The organism is Streptomyces sp. NPDC023541 (assembly GCF_055559995.1).
Window position 1 is genome coordinate 22,215 of record NZ_JBVHJO010000034.1, and the last position, 4,562, is coordinate 26,776.

Consider the following 4,562-nt stretch of genomic DNA (forward strand, 5'->3'; position numbering starts at 1 on the left):
CGTCTGCACCGGCAGACCCTTGACGACCGCATCCGTGTGCTGGGCATCACCCACCCCGACACCCTGACCAGCCGCCACAACCTCGCCAGCGCACTGGCCAGGATGGGCGAGCAGGAAGAGGTGGTACGCCTGCTGCGACAGACCCTCGCTGACCGCGTCCGTGTGCTGGGCCCTGAGCACCCGCACACCGTGCGCACCCGCGACGACCTGGAAATAGCTTCGGCTGCCTGGCGTGCTGCGCAACGGCGACAGGCCTGGTTGCGCCCCTCGCGACGCTAGGAGCCGTCCCCCACAGGCATCGCATGAAGACACGGACGGGTCCAACGCGGCCACGCCCCGTCGATTCAAAGGCTGGGTACCTTGCGGGGCCGTGTCGCTGATCTTGTGACGTTGCAGCCGTTCGATCGTTTCGGATGGGTGTGCGGTTCAGGGGGCTTGCGGGAGGTTCTCCGCGTGCTCGCACAGTCGCACGCCGAGCACCCCGATTACTCACCAGGGTGGCCGCGGCCCAGCCGGGGTGGCCACGGCGGTGGAGGCCATGGACGTTTCGGCAGCAGTCCGGGCGCGGTTGTGGTGGCCGAGGGCGATGGCTGGCTCGGCCTGGTGCAGGGCGTACTCGGCGGCGTCGAACCCGACCGGCCCGGAGCGAACCCCACGGCGTCGGCGTCGAGTTCAGGCCGGCCTGCCCGCGATACTGCCGCTGCGCACCGAGGAGTTCGGCCAGCGCCACTTCATCATCGCCGCCCCCGACGGGGTGCTGATCGACATCATCACTGTCGTCCCGCCACTACCAGCCGCTGGTACTCGGAGTTCACGTGGTCCACCTCGAAGTTCAGCAGCAGACCGCCCTCGAGCGCGGCCCGGTGACCGTTGGGTACGGTCGGGTGGGCGTGGTCGAGAAGGGCCAGCTCGTACTGCGGTGCATCGGGGCGGCGCAGGCTGACGTAGCAGTCCGCATCAAAGGTCACCTCGAACCCGAGGTGGCGGGTGTAGTCGCGGGACGCCGCGACATCGCGTGCGGCGAGCACCGGGTAGAAGCCGCCGAGCCCGGTCATGGGCGCGGCGGTGCTCGAGGCCGCGAAGAAGATGACCCAGCTGAAGGTCGGCGCCCTGCCGATCTGCGGTACGGACGAGAAGCTCAAGGGCATGCTCACCGACCGGGACGTCGTGGTGAAGTACTGGGCGCCGGCAAGGACCCGGGCGCGGTGAAGGCGGGCGACCTCGCCCAGGGAGAGGCCGTGACCATCGGCGCCGACGACGACGCCGCAGAGATCCTGCGCACGATGGGGGAGCACCAGGTGCGCCGGCTGCCCGTCATCGACGGGCACACGCTGGTCGGCATCGTCGCGCTGGCCGATGTCGCCCGCGCGCTGCCGGATGCGAAGGTCGGCGACCTGCTCCAGGTGGTCTCGCAGGACTGACCGGCTCGGGTCCCGCCCGCCTCGGGCGTCAGGGTGTCCGCGTGGTGAGGGCCCCCACCGAACGGCGGGGGCCCGGCGCCATGCGCACGGCTGCGCTACATGTGCGGCATGTTGTAGTAGCGGCTGAACTGTTCCAGGTAGGTCGGGTCGCTGCCCTGCTTGGCCTCGTCGAATTCGGGCGCGTCCTTGATCTGGTCCTTGGTCCGGTCGACGTAGACCTTCTCCTCGACCGTGTCGATCATGTTGATCGTGCCGGCGGGCAGCAGTACGTGCTTGCCGAAGATCCACACGCCGGTGTCGACGACGAGGTAGGAGGCGCCTACCTCCTCGGAGTGCTTGCTGATTTTGCCGATGGTGCCGTCCTTGGCCTCGACCTTGTAGCCGACGATCTCGGTGCCCTGCTGATAGCCGGTGTCCGGACGGTAGCCCCAGATGTCGAATTCAGTCACAGCCGATCCTTCCGAATGGATGTCACGCCTTCACAGTTCGTCTGAAGGTATGGCTGCAGTTGCGGGTCTGCGACTTGGGTACCCCCCTTCGGGGCAACGGCCGACAGCTCTTGCCGTGGGGTGCGCGGGCGTGTTCGACGCGGACACGCACACGCCACTACAGCCGGCGTGAGAGGCAGCCGCCACATCGGTCGCTCCGCTCTCGGAACATCACGCCGCGTATCGCGCGCAGGGGAGTCGAGTCCTCCCGGCGTCTCGGCCGTCACCGTTGGGCTGTGGAGAGAACGGTGGTCGACCTATACGGGTGCCGTCGTCTCCACCGCCGCTACGAACAGAGGCTGAACACTTCCTCGCCTTCGTCGCACCGCCTCCATCCTCTTCTGGCTGAGGGTCGGCAGCCAGGAGCCCATGTGCTCGCTGCGGTAGCGGGGCAAGTGCGCCGCCGCGGGCAGAAGCGCACTCATGAACATGCCAGAAGTGTCGACGCTGTCCGATTTTGACGTGCGAGGGCTGATCGGGTGGCTGGTGCTCGTCATCGAGGCGGGCGGCGCATTGATCATCTTTGCGGGCGCCGTGTGGGCCTTCGTCCAGTTCACCGCGACCGGCCTGCGCAGGCGTTCTCTCATCGGCCGGTTCAACCAGATCCGCCTCAGTCTGGGGCGCTTCCTCGTCTTGGGACTCGAATTCCAACTGGCGGCCGACGTCCTGCGTACCGCGGTCGCCCCCAGCTTCACCGAGATCGGACAGCTGGCGGCCATCGCCGCCATCCGCACCATCCTCAACTTTTTCCTCACCCGCGAGATCACCCAGGAACGCGCCGAGATGGAACGCGACCGGCAGGAGGCCGTCCCGCGGCCACGATGAAGCGATGCGTCGGTGCCCGCCGAGCTCCTCGAAGGAGGGACCTCGACCCCCAGCAGGCCCAGCCGTGCGTCGGCGGGGCAAAGTGCCCGCCGACGCACGAGCGCATCCGCAATCGCCGCTTCAGCGACGCCGTCCGTTCGTCACGTCGTAGACGTGCCAAAGAACACGTTCACCCGCTGACCAGGAGCATGGTCTCGTCGCGCACCAGACGGCGCCACCGCCATCCCAGACGTCCGGTCCCGACCGCGCGGCTCCCGCCGACGAGATGAACACGCACCGGCTCACCTGCGCGGTAACGCAGACGGAAGGCCGGCGCCACTCCCGAGCGGCGCGGCCCGGACCCCGCGCGACGGGCCCGGAAGGCCGGTCCCATGGCTCGCGATCGGTGGGGCACTCGGCGGCGGGGAGCGAACGCACGTTCGGCATCGGCTTCGCGGCTGTGGGCAGGTGTGGTGGACTAGGCCATGGGACGCTCGAGGGTTGCGGGCGTGCCGCGAGCGGCACGAGAGATGGGGACTGTGATGGCCAAGACGGCTGATTCGTCACGCGCGGCGGCAGGGGCGGTGGGGGAGCCGGAACTGCGGCAACTTCTGGCCGGACTGACGGCCGTACGCGACGGTGACTTCGGCACCCGGCTGCCCGATGAGGCAGACGGTCTTCTCGGGGAGATCGCGACGGTCTTCAACGGGATGGTCGACCAGCTCTCGCTGTTCACGTCCGAGGTGACGAGGGTCGCCCGTGAGGTCGGCACCGAAGGAACGCTGGGCGGCCAGGCCGAGGTCCCGGGGGTCTCGGGTACCTGGGCGGACCTGACGGATTCCGTGAACGCGATGGCCGGAAACCTCACCACCCAGGTCCGCGACATCGCCCAGGTGGCCACCGCAGTGGCGCGCGGCGACCTCTCACAGAAGATCGACGTCGCTGCCCGGGGCGAGATCCTGGAGCTGAAGGACACCGTCAATACGATGGTGGACCAGCTGTCCTCCTTCGCCGCCGAGGTCACCCGCGTCGCCCGCGAGGTCGGCAGCGAAGGCCGGCTCGGCGGCCAGGCCGAGGTGCCTGGAGTGGGAGGCGTGTGGCGGGACCTCACCGATTCGGTGAACTTCATGGCCGGCAACCTCACCGACCAGGTCCGCAACATCGCCCAGGTCACCACGGCGGTCGCCAAGGGCGACCTGTCCCAGAAGATCGCCGTCGACGCCCGGGGCGAGATCCTGGAGCTGAAGAACACCATCAATACGATGGTCGACCAGCTGTCCGCGTTCGCGGGCGAAGTAACCCGTATGGCCCGCGAGGTGGGAACGGAGGGCATCCTTGGCGGCCAGGCGGACGTGAAGGGCGTCTCCGGTACGTGGCGTGACCTGACCGACTCGGTGAACTTCATGGCCGGGAACCTGACCTCCCAGGTGCGTTCCATCGCGCAGGTCGCGACCGCCGTGGCGCTGGGCGACCTTTCGCAGAAGGTCCGCGTGGACGCGCGGGGCGAGATCCTGGAGCTGAAGACCACGATCAACACGATGGTGGACCAGCTGTCCGCGTTCGCCGGGGAGGTCACCCGCGTCGCCCGCGAGGTGGGCACGGACGGCCGGCTCGGCGGCCAGGCGGACGTGAAGGGCGTCTCCGGTACGTGGCGTGACCTGACCGACTCGGTGAACTTCATGGCCGACAATCTGACCGCGCAGGTCCGTTCGATCGCCGAGGTCACCACCGCCGTGGCCCAGGGTGATCTGACGCAGAAGATCCGGGTGGATGCCCGGGGGGAGATCCTGGAGCTGAAGGAGACCATCAACACGATGGTCGACCAGTTGTCCGCGTTCGCCGACGAGGT

5 protein-coding genes and 3 pseudogenes are annotated in these 4,562 nt (G+C 68.5%); 6 read left to right on the forward strand and 2 right to left on the reverse strand.

Annotation, left to right across the window (positions count from 1 at the left end; translation table 11 throughout):
- Positions 1-279: tetratricopeptide repeat protein (locus ACZ3X1_RS36815; protein WP_467283875.1), on the forward strand; the 279-nt coding region annotated here is incomplete at its 5' end.
- A gap of 397 nt (positions 280-676) precedes the next feature.
- Positions 677-787, forward strand: a pseudogene (locus ACZ3X1_RS36820) (VOC family protein); the annotation flags it as partial.
- On the opposite strand, the gene ACZ3X1_RS36825 reads toward ACZ3X1_RS36820, so the two are convergent.
- Positions 771-1,055, reverse strand: coding sequence for a VOC family protein (locus ACZ3X1_RS36825; RefSeq protein WP_467283884.1), 285 nt, complete (start codon positions 1,053-1,055; stop codon positions 771-773). The pseudogene ACZ3X1_RS36820 and the gene ACZ3X1_RS36825 sit on opposite strands and share 17 nt — an antisense overlap.
- Between ACZ3X1_RS36825 and ACZ3X1_RS36830 the strand changes: the two are divergent.
- Positions 1,054-1,421, forward strand: a pseudogene (locus tag ACZ3X1_RS36830) (CBS domain-containing protein). The gene ACZ3X1_RS36825 and the pseudogene ACZ3X1_RS36830 sit on opposite strands and share 2 nt — an antisense overlap.
- Positions 1,422-1,516: 95 nt before the next feature.
- Here the strand turns inward: ACZ3X1_RS36830 and ACZ3X1_RS36835 are convergent.
- A complete protein-coding gene (locus tag ACZ3X1_RS36835) occupies positions 1,517-1,870 on the reverse strand; it encodes a PRC-barrel domain-containing protein (RefSeq protein ID WP_362636168.1) in 354 nt (117 codons plus the stop codon).
- A gap of 197 nt (positions 1,871-2,067) precedes the next feature.
- On the opposite strand from ACZ3X1_RS36835, the pseudogene ACZ3X1_RS36840 reads away from it, so the two are divergent.
- The 3 genes and pseudogenes from ACZ3X1_RS36840 to ACZ3X1_RS36850 form a co-directional block, all read left to right on the forward strand.
- Positions 2,068-2,258, forward strand: a pseudogene (locus ACZ3X1_RS36840) (hypothetical protein); the annotation flags it as partial.
- Positions 2,259-2,338: 80 nt separating this feature from the next.
- Positions 2,339-2,734 (forward strand): DUF1622 domain-containing protein, encoded by a 396-nt coding sequence (locus ACZ3X1_RS36845; RefSeq protein WP_467283883.1) that lies wholly within the window; start codon positions 2,339-2,341, stop codon positions 2,732-2,734.
- A 521-nt stretch (positions 2,735-3,255) separates the two neighbouring features.
- A partial coding sequence (locus ACZ3X1_RS36850; RefSeq protein ID WP_467283879.1) for a HAMP domain-containing protein occupies positions 3,256-4,562 on the forward strand: 1,307 nt, incomplete at its 3' end.